This window comes from Campylobacter showae, assembly GCF_900573985.1.
Taxonomy (GTDB): domain Bacteria; phylum Campylobacterota; class Campylobacteria; order Campylobacterales; family Campylobacteraceae; genus Campylobacter_A; species Campylobacter_A showae_E.
Genome location: NZ_UWOK01000001.1, coordinates 2,017,716 through 2,041,888, shown reverse-complemented (window position 1 = coordinate 2,041,888; position 24,173 = coordinate 2,017,716). Strand labels below are relative to the sequence as shown.

Below are 24,173 nucleotides of genomic sequence, written 5' to 3'. Positions count from 1 at the left end.
TATATTTTTTTGTTGTATAATGATAAGACGGTCGGTCGATACTGTAAAATTTGATAAATATCCTAAGGAAATTTCGTGAAAAAGGTGATATTCGTTATTTTGATGTTTTTTGGCGCCTTGCTTGCAAACGACGAATATCATATTTTTGTGAGCGCTTTTGGCGATGACGTAAGCGAAAAAGCAATAGAAAGCGCGAGAGTAGCCGTCGAAAGAAAAGTAGGCGACCTTGAGGGCGTCGAAAAGGTCGTTAGCGGTAAATTTGGTAGATACCGTGCCATCGCGATAAAAACACAGCCTCTAAGTGGAGAAAAAATTAAAATTTTAATTAATAAAATAAAATCCGCAGGATACAAAGAGGCATATGCTGGGATGGTAAAAAGCGAAAATAACGACGATAAAGGCGCCATTGATTCTAAAACCACAGCAGAAGAAAAAGACGTAACTATGCCAAAAAAACGAGGATTAAGAAAGAAGCCGGACCTATTTTTTAAAGAGGCTCCAGAACCAATGGGCTAAAATTTAGCTTGTATGTGCGGCTAAATTCTAATTTTTTATTCTTATTTTCCAAAAAATTTTAAAAAAAGCTTGACTTTGAAAAGAAATTGGGCTATAATCCAACTTTCATAAATCAGGATGCTGGTGTAGCTCAGTTGGTAGAGCTACTGCCTTGTAAGCAGTGGGTCGGCGGTTCAAGTCCGTTCACCAGCTCCATTTCATAACAGTGTTTGACCAGAAATACCATTGCAAAGCATTTATTTTTTAAAATAGGGTGAGATACTCAAGTGGCCAACGAGGGCAGACTGTAAATCTGCTGACTATGTCTTCCGTGGTTCGAATCCACGTCTCACCACCATGCTACGCGCGGGAGTAGCTCAGTTGGCTAGAGCATCAGCCTTCCAAGCTGAGGGTCGCGGGTTCGAGCCCCGTTTCCCGCTCCAGATTTTGGAACTAAACTGGGAGCTGTAAGATGATAAAAATATTAAATTTTATACATTTTCTACGGCACACCTTTTTAATTTCATTTAGTTGTTTATGCTTTTTCAAAAATTCTCTAATGCCAAGAGTTTGACGCTCATATGGCTCAGAGGTAGAGCACTTCCTTGGTAAGGAAGAGGTCGCGGGTTCAAGTCCCGCTATGAGCTCCACGGATTTTAGAGAAGAAAAATTAAGCATAAATTTAAAACGCAAATATCATTACGGAGGAAGAGATGGCAAAAGAAAAATTTTCACGTAACAAGCCACACGTAAACATTGGTACTATTGGTCACGTTGACCATGGTAAAACAACTTTGACAGCTGCAATTTCTGCTGTTCTTTCAAGAAAAGGTCTTGCTGAACTAAAAGACTATGATAATATCGACAACGCTCCAGAGGAGAAAGAGCGTGGTATTACCATCGCTACTTCTCACATTGAGTATGAGACTGAAAATCGCCACTATGCGCACGTTGACTGCCCAGGCCACGCCGACTATGTTAAAAACATGATTACCGGTGCGGCTCAAATGGACGGTGCTATCCTAGTTGTTTCTGCTGCTGACGGCCCAATGCCTCAAACTAGAGAGCATATCTTGCTATCTCGCCAAGTAGGTGTTCCATATATCGTTGTTTTCATGAACAAAGCTGATATGGTTGATGATGCTGAGCTTCTTGAACTAGTTGAGATGGAAATTCGTGAGCTTCTAAACGAGTATGATTTCCCTGGCGACGATACTCCAATCGTAGCAGGCTCGGCTCTTCAAGCTCTTAACGAGGCTAAAGCTGGAACAGAGGGCGAATGGTCTGCAAAAGTTCTTGAGCTTATGGCTAGAGTTGACGAGTATATCCCAACTCCGGTTCGCGCAACAGACAAAGACTTCTTGATGCCTATCGAGGACGTTTTCTCTATTTCTGGTCGCGGTACGGTTGTTACCGGTAGAATTGAAAAAGGTGTGGTAAAAGTCGGCGATACCATCGAAATCGTAGGTATTAGACCAACTCAAACTACTACAGTTACCGGCGTCGAGATGTTTAGAAAAGAAATGGACCAAGGTGAAGCAGGCGATAACGTAGGCGTTCTTCTAAGAGGCACAAAAAAAGAAGATGTTGAGCGCGGTATGGTTCTTTGCAAACCTAAATCAATTACTCCTCACACTAAATTTGAGGGAGAGGTTTATATCCTAACAAAAGAAGAGGGTGGACGTCATACCCCATTCTTTAACAACTATAGACCGCAGTTCTATGTAAGAACGACTGATGTTACAGGTTCTATCACTCTTCCAGAAGGAACAGAGATGGTTATGCCTGGTGACAACCTAAAGATAACTGTTGAGCTTATTGCGCCAGTTGCTCTTGAAGAGGGAACTCGCTTTGCGATCCGTGAAGGTGGTAGAACAGTCGGCTCAGGCGTTGTTTCTAAGATTCTAGCGTAATTTAATTTTATATTTTGGCGGAGTTTTTCTCCGCTTTTTTGAAGGGAATTTATGGCAAAAGGTAATAGAATAAAAGTCGGTCTTAAATGTTCTGAATCAGGTGATATAAATTATACTACGGTAAAAAATAGCAAAACGACAACCGAAAAATTGGAACTAAAAAAATATTGCCCAAGACTAAAAAAACATACTGTTCATAAAGAAGTTAAGTTAAAGAGCTAAGGCTTTTTAGGGCAATAGCTCCAACGGTAGAGCGCTGGATTCCAAATCCAATGGTTGGGGGTTCGAATCCCTCTTGCCCTGCCATCAAAAGGTTAAAAATGGAAAAAATGATAAATTATATAAAGCTTTCTCGTGCCGAAATCGGAAAGGTAATTTTTCCGCTCAAAGAGCAAATAAGAAATGCTTTTATAACAGTTTTTGCTGTAGTAGCCATTGTTTCACTTTTTTTAGCTCTTGTTGATGCAATTATGTCTTTCTCTCTTTCAAAACTGATTTAAGGTTGAATCATGGCACATAAATGGTATGCGATTCAAACTTATGCCGGTAGCGAAATGAGCGTAAAGAGAGCTATTGAAAATTTAGTTAGAGATAATCACATTGAAGAACAACTAAAAGAGATTATAGTTCCTACTGAAGATGTAATAGAAATCAAAAACGGCAAGAAAAAAATAAACGAAAGAAGTCTTTATCCTGGATATGCTTTTGCACATCTTGATTTGGATACAGCTCTTTGGCACAAGATTCAGTCTCTTCCTAAAGTCGGTAGATTTATAGGTGAAGCAAAAAAACCTACGCCGTTAAGCGAAAAAGATATAAATTTAATTTTAGAAAAAGTCCAAAAGCGAGCTGCTCCTAAACCAAAAATTTTCTTTGATAACGGAGAAAATGTTCGTATTACGGAAGGGCCTTTCGCGAATTTTACTGGTATAGTAGAAGAGTACGATATGATACACGGAAAGCTAAGGCTAAATGTTTCAATATTTGGCAGAAGCACCCCAGTTGAAATTTTATATTCACAAGTCGAGAAGATAGTATAAGGAGAAGTTTATGGCTAAAAAAGTTATAGGCGAAATTAAATTACACATTGCTGCTGCGAAAGCAAATCCAAGTCCTCCGGTAGGTCCGGCTCTTGGTCAGCAAGGCGTTAATATTATGGAATTTTGTAAAGCATTTAATGAAAGAACAAAGGATATGGCTGGCTTTAGGGTTCCGGTCGTTATTACCGTTTATGCTGATAGAAGCTTTACATTTATTACAAAACAACCGCCTGCTACGGATTTGATTAAAAAAGCTGCAGGAATAGAAAAAGGTTCGGATAATCCGTTAAAAAATAAAGTAGCCAAGCTCACAAAAGCTCAGGTACTTGAAATAGTTGAGAAAAAAATTGCCGACTTAAATACTAAAGATAGAGAGCAGGCAGCTAAAATCATTGCTGGTTCAGCTCGCTCAATAGGAATTACGGTAGTCGATTAATCCTTTTACCACATAAGGATTTTATAAAGTTAAATTTATGCACACGCGTTAATATTTATAGCGCGTGTATTTTAAATTTGACAATGTGGAAGCATAAAATTTAAAAATGCGGAGAAATTAATGTCAAAAAAAACTACAAAAAGATTTGGTAAGCTACTTGAAAAAGTTGATACCACTAAAGCTTACTCTTTAGCAGAAGCTATCGATACTGTAAAATTACTAAAAAGCGCTAAATTTGACGAAACAGTCGAAATAGCATTAAAACTTAACGTCGATCCAAGACATGCAGATCAAATGGTTAGAGGCTCAGTTGTGCTTCCTGCGGGAACCGGCAAAACCGTTCGTGTAGCCGTTATAGCAAAAGATGCGAAAGCCGACGAAGCAAAAGCTGCTGGTGCCGATATAGTCGGTAGCGATGAACTTGTCGAGGATATCCAAAAAGGAATTATGAATTTCGACGTTCTTATTGCCACTCCAAATTTAATGGGCTTAGTCGGTAAAGTAGGACGAATTTTGGGACCAAAAGGTCTTATGCCAAACCCAAAAACAGGCACTGTTACTATGGATGTAGCTCAAGCGGTTAATAACGCAAAAAGCGGTCAAGTTAATTTCCGCGTAGATAAGCAAGGAAATATACACGCCGGTCTTGGCAAAGTTAGCTTTTCAAAAGAACAGTTAAACGATAATATTTCAACCCTTATTAAAGCAGTAAATAGACAAAAACCTGCGGCAGCAAAAGGTAGATATATTAAGAGCGCCGCTTTATCATTAACTATGAGCCCTTCTGTTCTACTTGAGACTCAAGAGCTTATGGATCTACGCTAATTTTTAGCTAATAAATTTTTATCTTAGATTGGAGATAGCAGAGGCTTTTGCTTAATCGTGCTTTTATGCCACTCTGCTTGAAATCACTAGTCGGAAAGGAGAAAAACTAGATGACGAGAAACGAAAAATCTGAAATAATCAGTAAACTTGAGGCCGAATTTAAAGAAAATGAAGCGATTATAGTTTGCGATTATCGCGGTCTTAGCACTAAAAAACTAGAAGCATTAAGAGATGCTGCTAGAGTTTTAAACGTAAAAGTTCAAATCGTAAAAAATACTCTTGCAAATATCGCTCTTAATAACGTTGAAAAGTCTGGTATGGTCTTAAAAGATACAAATATCTTTATCTGGGGCGATCAGCTTTCAGCTACTAAGGTTGCGGCTAAATTTGAAGAGACCAACAGCGAACTATTCAAAATCAAAACCGCTCATATTGACGGCGAAGTTGCAAGCGTCGAGAAGGTCAAGGCTCTATCTAAGATGCCTAGCCGTGATGAGTTACTTGCTATGCTTTTGCAAGTTTGGAATGCGCCTATCCAAAATTTCACTATTGGACTAAATGCGCTTAAAGAGAAAAAAGAAAAATCAGCATAATATAAAAGGATAAAAAATGGCAATTACTAAAGAGGACGTATTAGAATTTATCTCTAATCTTTCAGTATTAGAGCTAAGTGAGCTAGTAAAAGAATTTGAAGAGAAATTTGGCGTAAGCGCTGCTCCGGTAATGGTAGCAGGCGGCGCAGCAGCAGGCGGCGCAGCCGATGCAGCTGAAGAGAAAACAGAATTTAACGTTGTTCTAGTTGACGGCGGCGACAAGAAAATCAACGTTATTAAAGTCGTTCGCGCTCTTACAGGTCTTGGTCTTAAAGAGGCTAAAGACGCAGTTGAGCAAACTCCTTCTGTTATTAAAGAGGGTGTTAGCAAAGACGAGGCTGAAGCAGCTAAAAAAGAGCTTGAAGAAGCTGGTGCTAAAGTCGAACTTAAATAATTTCACTTATTTTTACAAAGGAGGCGACGCCTCCTTATTTAATTTTTACAAAGATGCCGCAGACGTGCGGTTATTTACTTTCTTTCAAACTTATACCATGAGGTAGAATATGCTAAATAGTTTATACTCAGGAAATCGTCTTAGGGTTGATTTTTCAAATGTTGCCAAAGAGATCGATGTTCCTAACCTACTACAATTACAAAAAAAGAGTTTTGACCAGTTTTTAAACGTAGATAAAAATCAAGGCGAAAGCGGTATAGAAAAAGTTTTCAAATCAATATTTCCTATACACGATCCACAAAACCGCTTAAGCTTGGAATACGTAAGCTCTGAAATCGGAAAACCAAAATATACGATTAGAGAGTGCATGGAGCGCGGGCTTACTTATTCTGTAAATTTAAAAATGAAAATAAGGCTGATCGTTCACGAGAGAGATGAAAAAACAGGCGAGAAGATCGGTATAAAAGATATAAAAGAGCAGGAAATTTTCGTTCGCGAAATTCCTTTGATGACGGATAGAATTTCATTTATTATTAATGGCGTCGAGCGTGTCGTGGTTAATCAGCTTCACAGAAGTCCCGGCGTTATCTTTAAAGAAGAGGAAAGCCCGACAGTAGTAAATAAGCTTATTTATACGGCTCAAATCATTCCTGACCGCGGTAGCTGGCTATATTTTGAATACGACACAAAAGACGTACTTTATGTGCGTATCAACAAGCGCAGAAAAGTGCCGGTAACTATCCTATTTAGAGCGCTTGGATATAAAAAACAAGATATTATCAAGTTATTTTATCCTATACAAACTTTAACAATAAAAGATAATAAATTTTTGACGCCATTTAACCCAGATGATTATCAGGGCAGGGTTGAATACGACATAAAAGACGAAGAAGGCAATGTTTTACACGAGGCCGGAAAAAGACTAACCAAGAAAAAGGCTGATAAGATCATCGCTGACGGCGTCAAATTTGTCGAATATCCGACTGAAATTTTGGTAAATAGGTTTTTGGCTCACCCGGTTATTGACAAAAACAGCGGCGAGGTGCTTTATGATACTCTTGCACAGCTTGATGAAAATAAATTGGTTAAAATTTTGGCTGATCAAGAGAGTATCGAGATAGCAAACGACCTAGCGGCAGGCGTGGACGACGCTATCATAAATTCATTTATTGCCGATAACGAGACGCTCAAACTACTACGTCAAACCGAAAACGTCGATGACGAAAACGATCTTGCGGCGATAAGAATTTATAAAGTTATGCGTCCAGGCGAGCCGGTTGTCAAAGACGCTGCTCGCGCTTTCGTAAATGATCTATTCTTTAATCCTGAAAGATATGATTTGACGGGTGTTGGCCGTATGAAAATGAACCACAAGCTAGCGCTTGAGGTACCTGAGTACGTAACGGTTTTGACCAATGAGGACATTATAAAAACGGCAAAATATTTAATAAAGGTCAAAAACGGACAAGGACATATCGACGATCGTGATCACCTCGGCAACCGACGTATCCGCTCTATCGGTGAGCTTTTGGCAAACGAGCTTCACCTGGGCTTTGTAAAAATGCAAAAAGCTATCAGAGATAAATTTACGACGCTGGGTAATACCGAAGAGATTATGCCTTACGATTTGGTTAATCCAAAAATGATAACCACGACGATAATGGAATTTTTCACCGGCGGTCAGTTGAGTCAGTTTATGGATCAAACCAACCCGCTTAGCGAAGTTACGCACAAACGCAGACTTTCGGCGCTGGGCGAAGGCGGTCTCGTAAAAGATAGAGCCGGCTTTGAGGTGCGCGACGTTCACCCGACTCACTACGGCAGAATTTGCCCGGTAGAGACTCCGGAAGGTCAAAACATCGGCCTTATCAACACGCTTTCTACTTACGCGAAGGTAAATAATCTCGGCTTCGTCGAAGCCCCGTATAAAAAAGTCGTAGACGGTAAAGTAACTGACGAGATCGTTTATCTAACGGCAACTCAAGAGGAAAATTTGGTTATCGCTCCGGCCTCTACTGCGCTTGATGAAAGCGGCTATATAGTAGAGGACTTGATCGAGGCTAGACAAGACGGCGAGATGATACTGGCTAAACGCGAGGATGTTAAGCTTATCGACCTTTGCTCCGGTATGATAGCTGGTGTTGCGGCATCGCTTATTCCGTTTTTGGAGCATGATGACGCAAACCGTGCCCTCATGGGATCAAACATGCAGCGCCAAGCAGTGCCGCTACTTCGCTCGTCCGCTCCTATCGTTGGAACTGGCATGGAGAGTACTGTAGCGCGCGACGCATGGGAGGCGATCAAGGCTAGACGCGCTGGAGTAGTCGAAAAGGTGGACAATAAAAACATCTTTATCCTTGGTGAAGACGAGGCAGGTCCATATATCGATCACTACTCTATGGAGAAAAATTTAAGAACCAACCAAAATACGACATTCTCCCAACACCCTATCGTTAAAAAAGGCGAAAGCGTAGCGGCCGGGCAGATCATCGCCGACGGTCCGTCTATGGAGCGCGGCGAGCTAGCTATCGGTAAAAACGCCCTTATAGCTTTCATGCCGTGGAATGGTTACAACTATGAGGACGCGATCGTAATCAGCGAAAAAATGATCCGAGAGGATGCGTTTACGAGCGTGCATATTTACGAAAAAGAGATCGAGGCGCGCGAGCTAAAAGACGGCGTTGAGGAGATTACTAAAGATATCCCAAATATCAAAGAAGAAGATCTGCTTCACCTAGATGATAGCGGTATAATAAAAATCGGCACGCAGGTAAAACCCGGCATGATCCTAGTCGGCAAGGTTTCACCAAAAGGCGAGGTTAAGCCAACGCCTGAGGAACGCTTGCTTCGCGCGATTTTCGGAGAAAAAGCCGGTCACGTGGTAAATAAGTCCCTTTACGCGACAGCTTCTATGGAAGGCGTCGTCGTAGACGTTAAAATTTTTACTAAAAAAGGTCACGAAAAAGATAATCGCTCAAATAAAGTTTATGAAGAAGAAAAAGCGGCTTTTGAAAAAGAACACCACGATAGACTCTTGATGCTAGACCGCGAAGAGATGCTAAAAGTGGGCGCTCTGCTTTGCAAAACGCCTTTAAGCTCTGCTCAAACTATCGGTAAAAAAACCTATAAAAAAGGCGAGAAGATCGATAAAGAAGAGTTTGAAAACATCAACCGCTTTACTCTAAGCGCGATCGTTAAAGGCTTTTCAAAAGACGTTCAAAAATCATACGACGACATAAAAAATCATTTCCAAAACGAGAAGAAAAAGCTCAAAGAAGAGCACGACGCGAAGATGGAAATTTTGGAAAAAGATGATATCTTGCCAAGTGGCGTAGTTAAGCTCGTCAAAGTCTACATCGCGACCAAGCGCAAACTAAAAGTGGGCGATAAGATGGCGGGTCGCCACGGAAACAAAGGTATCGTCTCAAACATCGTCCCAGAAGTCGATATGCCGTATCTTCCGAGCGGTCAGCCGGTCGATATCGTGTTAAATCCGCTAGGTGTTCCTAGCCGTATGAATATCGGTCAAATTTTAGAAAGTCACTTGGGTCTTGTCGGCTACCGCTTGGGCGAGCAGATAAATCAAATTTTCCAAGAGAAAAAAGGCGAGTGGGTAAAAGAGCTACGAGCCAAAATGATCGATATAGCCTCTACATCTAAATTTATGGATGCTAAAAAGACTCTAGGTAAAATGAGCGACGAGCAGCTTTTAGACTACGCTAGAGATTGGGCTAACGGCGTCAAATTTGCCACGCCTATATTTGAGGGCGTAAGGGTCGATGAGCTAATGAAGCTGTTTGAGCTAGCTAAGATTGATATGGACGGCAAGACCGAGCTTTACGACGGACGCACGGGTTCAAAGATTAAGGAGCGCGTAAATGTCGGATGTATGTATATGCTAAAGCTTCACCACCTAGTCGACGAAAAAGTCCACGCTAGAAGCACGGGTCCATATAGCCTAGTTACTCAGCAGCCAGTCGGCGGTAAGGCGCTATTTGGCGGACAAAGATTCGGAGAGATGGAAGTTTGGGCACTTGAGGCGTACGGCGCAGCTCATACGCTTCGCGAGATGCTAACGGTTAAATCAGACGACGTCGAAGGACGTTTGTCTGCGTATAAAGCCCTAACTAGAGGCGAAAACGTGCCTGAAACAGGCATTCCTGAGACATTTTTCGTTCTAACAAACGAGCTAAAATCATTGGCGCTTGATGTCGAGATATACGATGAGGATGAAAATAATGAGTGAGTTAAAACCTATTGAGATAAAAGAAGAACGCAGACCGCGCGATTTTGAAGCGTTTCAGCTTCGTTTGGCTAGCCCTGAGAGAATAAAGTCATGGAGCCACGGCGAGGTCAAAAAACCCGAAACCATAAACTACCGCACGCTAAAACCTGAGCGCGACGGTCTATTTTGCGCTAAAATTTTCGGTCCTATTCGCGACTACGAGTGCCTTTGCGGTAAGTATAAAAAAATGCGTTATAAGGGCATCAAGTGCGAAAAATGCGGCGTCGAGGTAACTAGCTCAAAGGTGCGCCGCTCTAGAATGGGCCACATCGAGCTCGTGACTCCTGTTGCGCATATCTGGTACGTAAATTCGCTCCCAAGCCGCATAGAAACGTTGCTTGGCATAAAGATGAAAGACCTTGAGCGCGTGCTTTACTACGAGGCGTATATAGTCGAGAGCGTAGGCGACGCATTTTACGATACCGAAAATAGCAAAAAAGTAGAAATTTTCGACGTTTTAAACGAAGAGCAGTATGTCTCTTTGGCTTCTCGCTTTGAAGAGAGCGGATTTAGAGCTAGGATGGGCGGTGAAGTTATCCGCGATTTACTAGCAAATATCGATCTTGTCGAGCTTTTAAATACCCTAAAAGACGAGATCAGCGCGACAAATTCGGAAGCCAAGAAAAAAACCATAGTAAAAAGACTAAAAGTCGTTGAGAGCTTTTTAAATTCAGGCAACCGTCCTGAGTGGATGATGATTACGAATTTGCCGGTCCTGCCACCGGATCTTCGTCCGCTTGTTAGCCTTGACGGCGGTAAATTTGCGGTTTCTGACGTAAATGACCTATATCGCCGCGTTATAAATAGAAACGCGCGCCTAAAACGCCTTATGGAGCTTGACGCACCTGAGATTATTATCAGAAACGAAAAGCGTATGCTTCAGGAGTCCGTCGATGCGCTATTTGACAACGGGCGACGCGCAAATGCGGTAAAAGGTGCAAATAAACGCCCGTTAAAATCGCTTTCTGAAATCATTAAAGGCAAGCAAGGCCGCTTCCGTCAAAATTTGCTCGGTAAGCGCGTGGATTTTTCTGGTCGTTCTGTTATCGTCGTCGGTCCAAAACTACGTATGGATCAGTGCGGATTACCGAAAAGAATGGCGCTTGAGCTGTTTAAGCCGCATTTGCTAGCTCGCCTCGAGGAGAAGGGCTACGCCACGACCGTAAAACAAGCTAAAAAGATGATAGAGGATAAGACGAACGAGGTTTGGGAGTGCCTGGAAGAGGTCGTTAAAGATCACCCGGTCATGCTAAATCGCGCTCCGACGCTTCACAAATTATCTATCCAGGCGTTTCACCCGGTGCTCGTCGAGGGCAAGGCTATCCAGCTACACCCGTTAGTTTGCGCCGCATTTAACGCGGACTTCGACGGTGACCAGATGGCTGTTCACGTTCCGCTATCGCAGGAAGCTATCGCAGAGTGCAAAATTTTGATGCTTAGTTCGATGAACATCTTGCTTCCTGCAAGCGGTAAGGCTATCACGGTTCCTAGTCAGGACATGGTTTTGGGGATTTACTATCTAAGCCTAGAAAAGACCGATAGCAAGGGCGCAAATAAAATTTTCGCATCGGTAGACGAAGTAATGATCGCCGAGGAAGCGTACTGCCTAGAGGTGCACTCGAAAATCAAAACGATGATTGGCGGCAAGACTCTATTTACGACCGCGGGTCGCTTGATCATCCGCTCGATTCTGCCTGATTTTGTTCCTGAAAATATGTGGAACAGGGTTATGAAGAAAAAAGATATCGCAAATTTGGTCGATTATGTTTACAAAAACGGCGGCCTTGAGGTAACGGCGGGATTTTTGGATAAGCTTAAAAATTTGGGCTTCCGTTATGCGACCAAGGCCGGTATCTCTATCTCTATCGCCGATATCATCGTCCCTGATAGCAAGCAAAAATATATCAACGAAGCCAAGAAAAAAGTCCGAGAGATACAAAATCAATACGGCGCGGGCTTGCTAACGGACTCCGAGAGATATAATAAAATCATCGACATCTGGACGGATACGAACAATGTCGTCGCTGGCGAGATGATGAAGCTTATCCAGGGAGATAAGGGCGGATTTAACTCTATTTATATGATGGCCGATAGCGGCGCGAGAGGCTCAGCGGCGCAAATTCGCCAGCTAGCCGGTATGCGTGGTCTTATGGCAAAGCCTGACGGCTCGATCATCGAGACTCCTATCATATCAAACTTCCGCGAAGGTCTAAACGTTCTTGAGTACTTTAACTCAACCCACGGCGCTAGAAAAGGTCTTGCGGATACCGCGCTAAAAACGGCGAATGCCGGATACCTAACCAGGAAGCTAATCGACGTCGCGCAAAACGTAAAAGTCACTATGCACGACTGCGGTACGCACGAGGGCGTCGAGATCACTGAGATCACCGATAACGGCGAGCTTATCGAGAGCTTGGAAGAGAGAATTTTAGGCCGCGTGCTAGCCGACGACGTGATCGATCCGATAGCAAACGAGGTATTATTTAGCGAAGGTACGCTAATAGACGAAGAAAAAGCAAAAGCGATAACCGAAGCGGGCATAAAATCGGTCAGTATCAGAACGCCGATAACTTGCAAAGCAGCAAAAGGCGTTTGCGCGAAATGCTACGGCGTGAATTTGGGCGAAGGAAAGCTAGTAAAACCGGGCGAAGCCGTCGGTATCATCTCGGCTCAATCTATCGGCGAACCCGGTACTCAGCTAACGCTAAGAACCTTTCACATCGGCGGTACGGCATCGACTGAGCAGCAAGACTACCAAGTCGTCGCACAAAAAGAGGGCTTTATAAGATACTACAATCTAAACGTTTACGAAAACGGCGGCAAGAGAATCGTAGCAAATCGCAGAAACTCAGCCGTCTTACTCGTCGAGCCTAAGATAAAAGCTCCGTTTGACGGAAAGATCGAGATCGAGATCGCTCACGAGGACGTAAATATCATCGTAAAAGGTAAAAAAGAAGAGGTAAAATATACTTTAAGAAGAGGCGACCTAGCGAAACCTAACGAGCTAGCCGGCGTTAGCGGTAAGGTAGAGGGTAAAATTTACATCCCTTATGCCGATGGCGACTCAGTCAAAGAGAACGAGAGTATCGCAGAGGTCATCAAAGAGGGCTGGAACGTACCGAAACGTATCCCGTTTGCCAGCGAGATAAAGGTAGAGGACGGCGAGCCGATCGCTAAGAAAATCCTTGCAGGTGCAAACGGCGTGCTTAAATTTTATATCTTAAAAGGCGATTATTTAGAGCGCTTAAGAAATATCAAAAAAGGCCACGTCGTAACCGAAAAAGGACTATTTGTCGTAGTTGCCGACGAGGACGATAGAGAAGCGGTTCGTTACTATATCCCGCGAAACTCTATCATCAAAGCAAACGATAGCGATATCGTGGATAGCAAAGCAGTTATCTCTGAGCCGGAAAGCCAAGAAAAAACCGTCATAGCCGAGTGGGATCCGTACTCTACGCCGATCATCGCCGAGGCTGCAGGTAAGGTTACGTACGAGGATATCGAGCCAGGCTATAGCGCCGCCGAGCAGTACGACGAGGCGACCGGCCAGAGCCGTCTAGTTATCAACGAGTATCTACCTTCGGGCATCAAGCCTACGATCGTTATCAGCACCGATGATGGCAAAATGATCCGCTATCAGCTAGAGCCAAAAACCGCGATATTCGTAGCCAACGACGAAGTGGTGAAGCAAGCCGATATCCTAGCTAAGACGCCTAAAGCCGTCGCGAAGTCGAAAGACATCACGGGCGGTTTGCCGCGCGTATCCGAGCTATTTGAGGCTAGACGTCCGAAAAATACGGCTATCATCGCTGAAATCGACGGCACCGTAAGGTTTGAAAAACCGCTTCGCTCTAAAGAACGCATCGTGATCGAGGCCGACGACGGCGCTACTGCCGAGTACTTGATAGACAAAACTCGTCAAATTCAAGTTCGCGACGGCGAATTTATCCACGCCGGCGAGAAGCTAACCGACGGACTAATATCAAGCCACGACGTTTTGAGAATTTTGGGCGAAAAGGCGCTGCACTATTATTTGATCAGCGAAATTCAGCAAGTTTACCGCTCTCAAGGCGTTGCGATCGCCGATAAGCACATTGAGATCATAGTTTCTCAGATGCTTCGCCAGGTTAAGATCGTCGATAGCGGCGATACGAATTTCATCACCGGCGATATGATCTCTCGAACGAGATTTAAGGAAGAAAACGAGCGCATAATGCGAATGGGCGGCAATCCTGCGATCGCCGAGCCTATTTTGCTAGGCGTTACGCGCGCGGCTATCGGAAGCGATAGCGTGATCTCTGCGGCATCGTTCCAAGAGACGACTAAGGTTCTAACCGAGGCTTCGATCGCAGCCAAGATCGACCACCTCGAGGATCTAAAAGAAAACGTCATCCTAGGACGCATGATCCCTGTTGGAACGGGCCTTTATCAAGATCAAAAGATCAAGCTAAAACAAAACTAAAATTTAACTCCCTAAGCCTCGCTAAATTCGGCGAGGCTTAAATTTACCTCGCCTTAAAACTAATCAGATAAAATCCATTCTTTAAATTTGAAAATTTGGAGTAAAAATGAAAAATTTCGATTTGGGAATTTTGTTTGCGAGACTAGGGCTTGGTGTCTGTCTTTTTATGCACGGCTTTGCGAAAATTTCACACGGCATAGACGGCGTGAAAGGCATTTTGGCAAAAGTCGGCTTGCCTGAGATTATGGCTTACGGTCCATATGTCGGCGAGGTTATAGCTCCAATAATGATAATTCTAGGGATATTTTCAAGGATCGGCGCGCTACTCGTAATCGGCACGAGCCTAACGATAATGTACGCCTATCACGGGCTTGGAAATTTGCTAGAGCTTACAAATGCAGGCGGCTTTAAGGCTGAAATTTTGTATCTTTACATTGCCTTGTCGCTTTGCGTCATCTTTAACGGAAGCGGAAAATACGCGATTAGAAAAGATTAGCGCGATAAAACTCAGCTTAAAAGATGAAATTTACCTTATATTAAGGCAAATTTAAATAAAATCAAGTCTTTTTAATAAATTTAGTCGAAAGGAATTACTGTGCCAACCATTAATCAATTGGTCAGAAAAGAGCGCAAGAAAGTGACTTTTAAGTCAAAATCTCCAGCGCTAAAAGAGTGTCCTCAAAGAAGAGGAGTTTGCACTAGGGTCTATACTACGACTCCTAAAAAACCGAACTCGGCTTTGAGAAAAGTTGCCAAAGTTAGGCTTACAAGCGGATTTGAAGTGATCAGCTATATCGGCGGTGAAGGCCACAACCTACAAGAACACAGCATCGTGCTAGTGCGCGGCGGTCGTGTTAAAGACTTACCGGGCGTTAAATACCACATCGTACGCGGCGCTCTTGATACAGCCGGCGTTGCGAAAAGAACAGTTTCTCGCTCAAAATACGGCGCTAAACGTCCAAAACCTGGTCAAGCGGCAGCCGCAGCGGGTAAAAAGAAATAAAAATTTAGGTTCGCAGACCATGCCATTAGCGGCATAGGTTTGAGTAAAATTTATAAAATTTGAAGGAATAATCAAATGAGAAGAAGAAAAGCTCCCGTCAGGGAAGTAATGCCGGATCCAATTTACGGCAATAAGGTAATCACTAAATTTATTAACTCTCTTATGTATGACGGCAAAAAAAGCGTCGCTACCGAGATCATGTATGGCGCTATCAAAGCTATCGAGAAAAAAAGCGGCGACGTAAAAGGCATAGACGTATTTAACGATGCTATCGAAAACATTAAGCCTCTTATGGAGGTTAAATCTCGTCGCGTCGGCGGCGCTACCTACCAAGTACCGGTAGAGGTTCGCCCAGCTCGCCAACAAGCTCTTGCTATCCGCTGGATCATCGGCTTTGCTAGAAAAAGAAGCGAAAGAACGATGATAGACAAGCTAGCTAACGAGCTACTTGATGCGGCAAATTCAAAAGGCGCGTCTTTCAAGAAGAAGGAAGACACCTACAAAATGGCAGAAGCTAACAAAGCGTTTGCTCACTACCGCTGGTAAGAGGAGGCTGGTATGGCAGATAGAAAAACCCCTTTACATATGGTTAGAAACATCGGTATCGCCGCTCACATCGATGCTGGTAAAACTACGACCAGCGAAAGAATTTTGTTCTTTACGGGTATGAGCCACAAGATAGGCGAGGTTCACGACGGCGCTGCTACGATGGACTGGATGGAACAAGAAAAAGAGCGCGGCATCACGATTACGTCTGCGGCGACCACTTGCTTCTGGAAAGATCACCAGATAAATTTGATCGACACTCCGGGCCACGTCGACTTTACTATCGAAGTCGAGCGTTCTATGCGCGTTCTTGACGGTGCTGTTTCGGTATTTTGCTCAGTCGGCGGCGTACAGCCTCAGTCTGAGACCGTTTGGAGACAAGCAAATAAATATCACGTTCCAAGAATCGTTTTCGTAAATAAAATGGACAGAATCGGCGCAAATTTTTATAACGTCGAGTCCCAAATCAGAAACCGTCTAAAAGCAAATCCGGTGCCTATTCAAATTCCTATCGGCGCAGAGGATAACTTTAGAGGCGTAGTCGATTTGGTTAAAATGAAAGCTTACGTTTGGGAAGACGACAAAAAGCCGACTGACTATAAAGAGATAGAGATTCCGGCGGAAGTAAAAGAAAAGGCAGAAGAGTACCGCACTAAGTTAATCGAAGCGGTTTCTGAAACCGATGATAGCTTGATGGAGAAATTTTTCTCAGGCGAGGAGCTAAGCGAAGAAGAGATCAAAAAAGGTATTAAAGCAGGCTGCTTAAGAATGACCATAACTCCGATGCTTTGTGGCACGGCGTTTAAAAACAAAGGCATCCAGCCGCTGCTTGACGCGGTCGTAGCGTATTTGCCTGCACCTGATGAGATCGAGGCGATTAAGGGCGTTTATGAAGACGGTAGCGAAGTAACGGTAGAAAGCACCGATAACGGCGAATTTGCAGCTCTTGCGTTTAAGATTATGACCGACCCGTTCGTAGGACAGCTTACCTTTATCCGCGTTTATCGCGGTAGCCTTGAGAGCGGTAGCTATGCTTACAACACAGTTCAGGATAATAAAGAAAGAATCGGTCGCTTGCTAAAAATGCACTCAAACAAACGCGAGGAAATTTCGATTCTCCACGCGGGCGAGATCGGCGCGGTCGTAGGTCTAAAAAATACCCTAACCGGCGATACGCTTGCAAGCGAAAAAGACAAGGTTATCCTTGAGAAGATGGACTTCCCTGAGCCGGTTATCAGCGTTGCTGTCGAGCCAAAAACTAAAGCCGATCAAGAAAAAATGGCTATCGCGCTTCAAAAGCTAGCTCAAGAAGACCCAAGCTTTAGAGTAGGTACCGACGAAGAGAGCGGTCAAACCATCATCAGCGGTATGGGCGAGCTTCATCTTGAGATCATCGTAGACAGAATGCTACGCGAATTTAAGGTCGATGCCGAAGTAGGTCAGCCACAAGTTGCATATCGCGAGACTATCCGCAAAACCGTCGAGCAAGAGTATAAATATGCTAAGCAATCAGGCGGTCGCGGTCAGTACGGACACGTATTCTTGCGCCTTGAGCCGCTACCTGCGGCTAGCGGATTTGAGTTCGTTAACGACATTAAAGGCGGCGTGGTTCCTAAAGAGTACATCCCGGCGGTTGAAAAAGGCTGCAAAGAGGCGCTACAAAGCGGCGTGCTTGCCGGCTATCCGGTCGAGGACGTTAAAGTTACCCTATTTGACGGTAGCTACCACGAAGTCGACTCATCTGAAATGGCGTTTAAACTAGCTGCTTCTATGGGCTTCAAAGAGGGTGCTAGAAAAGCGGGTGCGGTTATCCTTGAGCCTATGATGAAGGTCGAGGTTGAGACGCCTGAGGATTATATGGGCGACGTTATCGGCGACTTAAACAAACGCCGCGGACAAGTAAACTCTATGGATGAGCGCAACGGAAGCAAGATCATCACGGCTTTCTGCCCGCTAGCTCAGATGTTTGGTTACTCTACTGACCTTCGCTCTATGACGCAAGGTCGCGCGACATATTCTATGGAATTTGACCACTACGAGGAAGTTCCAAAGAACGTCAGCGAAGAGATCATCAAGAAAAGAAACGGCTAAGCCAAATTTGGCGGGGATGCAAATCCTCGCCTTTAAATTTAATCCCCATTTTGCCCTTTGTGGTTAAAATGGCATTTTTTTACAAATTTCATATTTTTGTCCTCATAGCTCAGCTGGATAGAGCGCAGAATTCCTAATTCTGAGGCCGTGAGTTCGAATCTCGCTGGGGACATTCTTTTGGAATATACGAATTTAATCTCACTTTTTTGTTGAGTATTTGTTGTTTCTTAAACATAATATAGATTTTTAGTTTTTTCATGCCTATCGTATCTATTCTTTAAGTTGCAAAAATAAAAAGCTATCTAAATTTTCTGAAACAAGTATTTGTGGTATGTTATCGTAGCTATACGGGTACAATTTTTTTAACGCAATCAAATATATAATAGTAAGAAAATGCAGATAAATTATATAATATAAGCTAAATATCTTATGAATATAATCCATAAATTATAATTATTCAGCAATCATCAGTTAATCAAATAAAAAATCATTTCCCCCCTTTTTTTAGAAAATTATGGTATAATTGGCGATAGTATTCTGTAAAATAGAACACAACTTTAAAGGAGTCCTTAATGGCAGTAACACAAGCAGAGGTTGCGCAGCTTTATGTGGCGTTATTTAACAGAGCCCCCGAAGGCGCTGGATTCAAGGCATGGATTAATTTCGGCCACAATAAAACACAGGCCGAGATAGCCCAATTAATGCTAGAATCCCCGGCAGCTATAGAGTACTATGGCGGTAGAATAGACCAAGATAAAGACTATATAGAGCTTATCTATAAAAACATTCTTGGTAAAGATTACACAAAAGATCCTGATGGTATTAACGCATGGGTTAAGCACCTTCAGCTAGGTCACTCAAGAGGTGAAACTCTTGTAAAACTATTTGAGGTAGCTCAGTCTGCAGAAGCAAAAGCGGCAGATCCGGTTGCGGCTAAAATTTTCGAAAACAAGACGGCTATTTCAGCTTATATGGCTGAAAAAATCGCTAACATAGAAACAAGTGTTTCTGGAAGTTATGATTATAAACCGTTTCAGGAAATTATAAAAACTACGACCGATACGAATTATGAAGAGCAAAAAGCAAAAATAGACGCCCTTGCTGCTTCTACGGTTCATACTCTTACCACTGAACCAAATGATCTTACCGGTGGAGTTGGACAAGATATTTTTAACGCGGTTGCAGATTCGTTTGTTGCTACAAACACTCTCAAGCCTACCGATAAAATCGATGGCGGTATGGGCGAAAATACCTTAAATGTTACCGTAAAAGATAATTTTAATGGTATGACTACCGGTTTTATCAAAAATATCGATAACTTAAATTTGACAAGCACCGCTACAACTCAAAAAACCTTCAATGCACGAAATATAGAGGGTCTTAAAAAAGTAAGTTTAGATAGTCAAAATGGTATAAATTTCATAAATCCTCACAATTTAGTCGATTTAACCATTGAGAATTTAAAGAGCAGTACGGAGTCATTTAAATTAAATTATAACACCGGAACTATCGCTGGCACAAATGATACGCAAAATTTAACATTAGATAATGTAAATTTGCATAAAAAAGCTATAGATAACGTGGTTGGTGTAGATGGTACAGGCATAGATATCCCGAATATCGAAAATTTAAACATAGCCACAAAAGGCGAGAAAAGCACTGTATTTATAAAATCAGGCGACAACACAAACCACTATAAAACAATATCCGTTAAAGGTACTACCGATGTTAAGCTTATGGTGGAAAGCGATCGCTTAGAAAAGGTCGATGCTTCTGCATTTACTCACAATCTAGAGTATGAGTTTAACCCTAGCCAACATACCCCTATCGGCGCTACAAATGTTATAAAAGGCGGTAGCGGTAACGACACTATAAAGCTTGACTTTAAAGATGTAGATGCTACAAATAAAACAAATTTCGATATAGACGGCGGTGCTGGTAAAGATACGCTAAATATCGAAAGATTAAAAGCAAAAGAAAACAAATTTACCGTAAACAATATGGAAAAGGTAAATATACAAAAAGTAGACACCGGTACGCCAAATGATACTGCAAGTATAGATTTTGCTGGCTCAGACGTAACGGCTCTTAACACCACAAAAACAAAGAGCAATCTTGTGGTTACGAACTCTACCATAAAAAGCGTTACGGTAGACAAGCCTGATCCGGAAAATACCGATGTAGCATCTGGCCCTTACGGTAGAGTCGAGTTTAAAAACGGTTATTTGCAAGAGATCAATATAACAAACACAATCGATCCTCAAGACGTTAACGGCAATGCTATCATAAATGCTGTTACTCCTGGACTTCGCAGTCAAGTTACCGCTTATGTAGCTGCTGACGAGAGTGAAAGAGTGACTGTAAACGTAGATAAAAACGTATATGCTCAAAAGATCGGCGGAGCCGGCGCTACCGCTGCTTGGGTAGACTCAAACAAAATGCACGCAAACGAAGGTATAGGCATCATAGCTCCAAAAGCTAAAGACATAACCGTAAATTTTAACTCTATCGGTACATATGGCAATAGCGTAGCTAATATTACGGGTATGAGCCTTACAAACATAGCGGTTCACGACCTATCTTCTACTATTCCGTTGCCTCCAAAAACCCTTGAGAAGTTGACCGTAAATTCAAAGTCAAGCATTCTAAGTAACCTAGATGCTACTTTCTTTGAGAAGTTAAAAGCTTTCAACATTAATACCGATGACAACTTTGACGCTTACGGCACTAGAGAGTTTAATGACATCGAGCAGATCAACGCTAGAGGCCTTGCTTCAAATAATATCAAAACCGGTAATGTTTATTTCGTGGATAACATAATCGGTAAAGGTACTTCAGCGGCTGCTACTGCTACTCAGTCTATAGCCATCACTGCTGAGCACCTAAATTCATTTAAGGCGAGCAAAGGCGTATTTACAAAAGGTTCTATTTCTGTAACCTTGAATGACATCGGCGGTAATGTCGAGATGGTAAAGGGCATAAACAACATAACTACTGCCGCAAACAACCCGACTACCGGCTCTACGATGAAGAACTATTTTGATTCTACCCCTACGACTTGGAACTTCCAGTACGCAACAGCCGATAACTCTATCGTTACTGAGGGTACGTTTAGCGTAAACGGTAATAATATCACCAATCTTTTGATAGGCAATATAGCTGCGAGAGATATAGAGATCAATCCGGGTAATGCAAGAGGTAACGTTAGTATCGCAAGCGGCGGTGGACAGTATACTAGCTCATCTTCGTATGCGAATTCGGTAGGTAAAGTCGGTAACGACAAAACCATAAACAACACGATAGATATGTCTCAAATGGCAGGCTCATATAACATAGGCGAGCTGTTTGGACAAAATGTTAATTTCAAAGGAGCTGTATTTACTAGGCCTACGCATTATAGCCCTGAAATAGACACCGGACTAGAGAGCGATAGATGGAATACCGGTCAAGGCTCAACTCCAAATGCGATTAAAGTAAATTTCGGCGGAGCTAGAACCGGAACAAATCCTGGAGATAAGCAAGATGTCGTAAACCTTAACGTAAGCGGCGTCCAGACCGGTGAGAAAACCGACGTATATGTCAAATTTGATGACGGTACGGCTTCTCCTAACGACCTTAAAAAATTTGTCGCTAAGGGCGAAAACATAAACCTTATAGTAAATCCTAAATTTAACGCTGCGACTACTTCAAAGCTAGAGACTATCGATCTAAGCGAAGTAAAAGCAGGGTCTACCTCATGGGTAAACCTATCTGAAGTTCCTTATAGCACGGATACAACAAGCCATAGCGGAGGTACTAAACAAGGATATAGTAGCTGGCACAACAGTACCGCAAATCAAGGTTTCGGCAATGCAGGCAACTCAAATCTAAAAAATCCTCTTTCAGACAACTATGCAACACCTACGCCTACGAATAACTTTAAGGCTACTTCAACATTACCTGATTTCGGTGCCAGAACAGGAGTTACGGGTAATGATGCCCCTAACTTTACCGGTAATAAGTGGAGCCATAAAAATGTCGACGGGTCATCTACATCTTTAACAAGACCGTCTACTGAACTAGTAAGACAAAAGAGTGACCTGGGCACAAATGCTCACGAGAAACTTAAGGAGATTAAGGGCACTCAAGGTAACGACGTGGTATTGCTAGCTAACGATATGGCTGCAAATAACGGCACCGGTAAGCTAAACGTAGATCTAGGCGACGGAGATGATATCATCCACGTAGGTACTTTGGCGGCAAACACCGAGATCATCATCGACGGTGGCAAAGGACGCGATCTATTTGACGTAAGTAGAGCTAAAACCGATGCTACAGTAAGTAAAATCGTAACTATCAAAAATATCGAGGCAGGCGATAGGATCAAACTTGCCGACTGGTTTGCTCACGGCTATGATCCTAAAGACCCAAGCGGCGATAACAAAGACTCTAGTTGGGGCGCTGTACAAACATACGGTAGCGATAAAGTTCAATTCTATGCAGGCAACCACCCTGTTGCTAGTACCAGTGCGGCTGCGCACGGTCAGACCTTTAGCACGGCTAGAGGTACCGCTAATGCAGATAGCACTACTCCTCCGTTAACTATAACTGGAACAACTTCCGGTAATGCTACAAGCACGGTGCACGGCTACGATACTCCGACCGGAACAGCAGCTTTTGAGGAAAATCTCCAACAAACGCCAGTAGCTAGTAACCCTCCTAACGGTGGTCACTGGGGCGGCGACAGATATCAGTATAAGGCTAACCATGGCGACTTCGCTTGGCAAACGGGAAATGCTGCTGCTGCGGCGGCAAGCACCAATATCGCCACAGACGCAAGCGGTAATAGGGGCTTTAATAATTCTACCAGCCCTTTCTATGAGCCTGGTAAGGCGGCTGTGGAAGCTACTAAATCTGCAACTGTTACCGGTGCCGACGCTGGACAAAGTGTTCCTTCTGCATGGACGCTCGGTACCCCGCTAACCCCGCTTGACCCTAACGGTTTGGCTTGGGCCACATGGTCGGTAGCGCAAGTTGGCGGAGGTACGGCAAGCTACTATGCAAATAACGGTACTGCTGCGCCTTTCACGGGTCTTACCATGAAAAAGCAAGGAAATTTACTTTATGATACGACCAAACATACTGAAGTAAGCGGAGTAATGTACTACAACACATATACCGACGTTAACCAGGTAGCAGGCGGCGGAAGCCAGCAGGGTACTCCAATATCAGCACACGGTAAAGTAGTTATCCAAAACTCTGGCGTAGCAAGTACTAAGTCAGCTAACGCAGGTGCTATAACTGCTAATGACCTAATAAAGAGCGTAATCGTTCAAACATCTACTAATAGTGATAAATATACCGGCGGCATAAGCGCTAACGATCAGAGCTTCTATGACGCTCACAACACTATTAAAGTAACGGTTAACTCTAAGCTTACTGATTTGACTACGGTAGCGGGTCTAGATACCTTGATCCAGGCGGTAAACCATGCTATAAAAGACAATATACTATGGGGTAACGATACTACGTATTGGACTGCAAATTATGCGTATTTCAACAAATTTGCAGATGCCAATAGTACTAGTACAACCAGCGATAACGTAGTCATGGGTTATACTAGAACAATCTCTGCTAGCGGAAACTACGACGCTCACAACGATAGACTATATGCGTTCTCTTGGAAGGGCGATACGTATTTAGTTTACGATAAAGAGGCCAAAGCTCTAGGCAGTGTCAATAGCATAGGCCCTGAAGATACCATCGTAAGACTTGCGGGCGTAAACCTAGAAAACCTAAAATACACCGTTGATCCTGAAAAAGGTACTATTACTATCGATAGTCTTGATCAGGCTTAATCTTCTCTCAGGCGGCTTATGCCGCCTGATTTTTTATCTGACTTTATATTCTTATTATTTTTAGTAGATTTTTGTTCTATAATCCTTAGTTCATTCAAACCCACCCCCACCAAATTCGATTTTATTTTCATTCCACCCCCCCCCAGCCCGATATAGTCACGTTTTGAGGCTAAATAAATCTTTAAATATTACAAATAAATTCCAAATTACACCTTCATTTAAGCTTATTCTTTAAAGTTAAGTCCTATAATAA

General features: G+C 43.0%; 16 protein-coding genes and 6 tRNA genes. All 22 read left to right on the top strand.

Going from position 1 to position 24,173, the window contains the following annotated elements:
* Positions 1-75: 75 nt before the first annotated feature.
* Positions 76-516, top strand: a complete 441-nt coding sequence (locus EE116_RS10230) for a hypothetical protein (protein ID WP_122874318.1) — start codon at positions 76-78, stop codon at positions 514-516.
* A 119-nt stretch (positions 517-635) separates the two neighbouring features.
* Positions 636-711 (top strand) — tRNA-Thr (locus EE116_RS10225).
* 57 nt (positions 712-768) lie between these two features.
* Positions 769-853: transfer RNA gene (locus tag EE116_RS10220), tRNA-Tyr, on the top strand.
* Positions 854-861: 8 nt separating this feature from the next.
* Positions 862-938: transfer RNA gene (locus EE116_RS10215), tRNA-Gly, on the top strand.
* 132 nt (positions 939-1,070) lie between these two features.
* Positions 1,071-1,145, top strand: a tRNA-Thr gene (locus EE116_RS10210).
* Positions 1,146-1,208: 63 nt separating this feature from the next.
* Positions 1,209-2,408: an elongation factor Tu gene (tuf, locus tag EE116_RS10205; protein WP_122874317.1), complete on the top strand. Its 1,200-nt coding sequence runs from the start codon at positions 1,209-1,211 to the stop codon at positions 2,406-2,408.
* A 51-nt stretch (positions 2,409-2,459) separates the two neighbouring features.
* Complete coding sequence (rpmG, locus tag EE116_RS10200; protein ID WP_004322121.1) at positions 2,460-2,630, top strand: 50S ribosomal protein L33; 171 nt, start codon at positions 2,460-2,462, stop codon at positions 2,628-2,630.
* An 8-nt stretch (positions 2,631-2,638) separates the two neighbouring features.
* Positions 2,639-2,714: transfer RNA gene (locus EE116_RS10195), tRNA-Trp, on the top strand.
* A 14-nt stretch (positions 2,715-2,728) separates the two neighbouring features.
* Positions 2,729-2,908: a preprotein translocase subunit SecE gene (gene secE, locus EE116_RS10190; protein WP_004318614.1), complete on the top strand. Its 180-nt coding sequence runs from the start codon at positions 2,729-2,731 to the stop codon at positions 2,906-2,908.
* 6 nt (positions 2,909-2,914) lie between these two features.
* On the top strand, positions 2,915-3,448 hold the full coding sequence (nusG, locus tag EE116_RS10185) for a transcription termination/antitermination protein NusG (protein WP_100067254.1): 534 nt from the start codon (positions 2,915-2,917) through the stop codon (positions 3,446-3,448).
* 10 nt (positions 3,449-3,458) lie between these two features.
* On the top strand, positions 3,459-3,884 hold the full coding sequence (gene rplK / locus EE116_RS10180; protein ID WP_004322124.1) for a 50S ribosomal protein L11: 426 nt from the start codon (positions 3,459-3,461) through the stop codon (positions 3,882-3,884).
* Positions 3,885-4,004: 120 nt separating this feature from the next.
* On the top strand, positions 4,005-4,709 hold the full coding sequence (rplA, locus tag EE116_RS10175) for a 50S ribosomal protein L1 (protein ID WP_122861859.1): 705 nt from the start codon (positions 4,005-4,007) through the stop codon (positions 4,707-4,709).
* A gap of 110 nt (positions 4,710-4,819) precedes the next feature.
* Positions 4,820-5,302 (top strand): 50S ribosomal protein L10, encoded by a 483-nt coding sequence (rplJ, locus tag EE116_RS10170; RefSeq protein ID WP_002947610.1) that lies wholly within the window; start codon positions 4,820-4,822, stop codon positions 5,300-5,302.
* Positions 5,303-5,318: 16 nt separating this feature from the next.
* The gene (gene rplL / locus EE116_RS10165; RefSeq protein ID WP_002947609.1) at positions 5,319-5,696 is read left to right on the top strand and encodes a 50S ribosomal protein L7/L12; all 378 of its coding nucleotides are present in this window, start codon (positions 5,319-5,321) and stop codon (positions 5,694-5,696) included.
* Between the two features lie 109 nt (positions 5,697-5,805).
* Positions 5,806-9,942, top strand: coding sequence for a DNA-directed RNA polymerase subunit beta (rpoB, locus tag EE116_RS10160; protein ID WP_122874316.1), 4,137 nt, complete (start codon positions 5,806-5,808; stop codon positions 9,940-9,942).
* Positions 9,935-14,443 carry a DNA-directed RNA polymerase subunit beta' gene (rpoC, locus tag EE116_RS10155; RefSeq protein WP_122874315.1) on the top strand — a complete coding sequence of 1,503 codons (4,509 nt, stop codon included), beginning with the start codon at positions 9,935-9,937 and terminating at the stop codon, positions 14,441-14,443. Before rpoB ends, rpoC begins: the two co-directional genes overlap by 8 nt.
* Before the next feature lie 106 nt (positions 14,444-14,549).
* On the top strand, positions 14,550-14,939 hold the full coding sequence (locus EE116_RS10150; protein ID WP_122874314.1) for a DoxX family protein: 390 nt from the start codon (positions 14,550-14,552) through the stop codon (positions 14,937-14,939).
* A gap of 99 nt (positions 14,940-15,038) precedes the next feature.
* Positions 15,039-15,446, top strand: a complete 408-nt coding sequence (rpsL, locus tag EE116_RS10145; protein ID WP_004322129.1) for a 30S ribosomal protein S12 — start codon at positions 15,039-15,041, stop codon at positions 15,444-15,446.
* A 75-nt stretch (positions 15,447-15,521) separates the two neighbouring features.
* Positions 15,522-15,992 (top strand): 30S ribosomal protein S7, encoded by a 471-nt coding sequence (rpsG, locus tag EE116_RS10140; protein ID WP_002947591.1) that lies wholly within the window; start codon positions 15,522-15,524, stop codon positions 15,990-15,992.
* A 12-nt stretch (positions 15,993-16,004) separates the two neighbouring features.
* On the top strand, positions 16,005-18,083 hold the full coding sequence (gene fusA, locus EE116_RS10135) for an elongation factor G (protein ID WP_122874313.1): 2,079 nt from the start codon (positions 16,005-16,007) through the stop codon (positions 18,081-18,083).
* 98 nt (positions 18,084-18,181) lie between these two features.
* A tRNA-Arg gene (locus tag EE116_RS10130) sits at positions 18,182-18,255 on the top strand.
* Between the two features lie 400 nt (positions 18,256-18,655).
* Positions 18,656-23,920, top strand: coding sequence for a DUF4214 domain-containing protein (locus EE116_RS10125; RefSeq protein ID WP_122874312.1), 5,265 nt, complete (start codon positions 18,656-18,658; stop codon positions 23,918-23,920).
* Positions 23,921-24,173: the final 253 nt, after the last annotated feature.

Bases quoted from the DNA above. Each gene is read 5' to 3' on its own strand.
- rpmG (WP_004322121.1), top strand. From the start codon at position 2,460: ATGGCAAAAGGTAATAGAATAAAAGTCGGTCTTAAATGTTCTGAATCA.
- fusA (WP_122874313.1), top strand. From the start codon at position 16,005: ATGGCAGATAGAAAAACCCCTTTACATATGGTTAGAAACATCGGTATC.
- rplL (WP_002947609.1), top strand. From the start codon at position 5,319: ATGGCAATTACTAAAGAGGACGTATTAGAATTTATCTCTAATCTTTCA.
- rplA (WP_122861859.1), top strand. From the start codon at position 4,005: ATGTCAAAAAAAACTACAAAAAGATTTGGTAAGCTACTTGAAAAAGTT.
- EE116_RS10150 (WP_122874314.1), top strand. From the start codon at position 14,550: ATGAAAAATTTCGATTTGGGAATTTTGTTTGCGAGACTAGGGCTTGGT.
- EE116_RS10125 (WP_122874312.1), top strand. From the start codon at position 18,656: ATGGCAGTAACACAAGCAGAGGTTGCGCAGCTTTATGTGGCGTTATTT.
- rplJ (WP_002947610.1), top strand. From the start codon at position 4,820: ATGACGAGAAACGAAAAATCTGAAATAATCAGTAAACTTGAGGCCGAA.
- tuf (WP_122874317.1), top strand. From the start codon at position 1,209: ATGGCAAAAGAAAAATTTTCACGTAACAAGCCACACGTAAACATTGGT.
- rpsG (WP_002947591.1), top strand. From the start codon at position 15,522: ATGAGAAGAAGAAAAGCTCCCGTCAGGGAAGTAATGCCGGATCCAATT.
- rplK (WP_004322124.1), top strand. From the start codon at position 3,459: ATGGCTAAAAAAGTTATAGGCGAAATTAAATTACACATTGCTGCTGCG.
- secE (WP_004318614.1), top strand. From the start codon at position 2,729: ATGGAAAAAATGATAAATTATATAAAGCTTTCTCGTGCCGAAATCGGA.
- rpoC (WP_122874315.1), top strand. From the start codon at position 9,935: ATGAGTGAGTTAAAACCTATTGAGATAAAAGAAGAACGCAGACCGCGC.
- rpoB (WP_122874316.1), top strand. From the start codon at position 5,806: ATGCTAAATAGTTTATACTCAGGAAATCGTCTTAGGGTTGATTTTTCA.